At 60.9% G+C, this 230-nt stretch carries 1 pseudogene; it reads left to right on the forward strand.

Annotated features, from left to right (window positions below):
- A pseudogene (locus tag SB764_RS45090) lies at window positions 1–230 on the forward strand (flavin reductase); the annotation flags it as partial.

Below are 230 nucleotides of genomic sequence, written 5' to 3' on the forward strand. Positions count from 1 at the left end.
CAGCCGGATGCGTCGGCGAGCTTCATCTATTCGGCGTACAACAACACCGAAACCCATTACCAGTACATCTCGTTCCTCTGCAGCGCGCCCGATGAAGCGGCGGTGGCCGGCGATTTCGTCAGCCTCGACGACATCGCGCCGGACCAGTTCGCAGACAGCGCGCTGGCCAGCATGCTCCAGCGCTATCGCAAGGAGAGCCAGCTCAAAAGCTATGGCATGTACTACGGCGA

The sequence above is a fragment of the Paraburkholderia sp. SIMBA_027 genome, assembly GCF_046535315.1.
Classification (GTDB): domain Bacteria; phylum Pseudomonadota; class Gammaproteobacteria; order Burkholderiales; family Burkholderiaceae; genus Paraburkholderia; species Paraburkholderia tropica.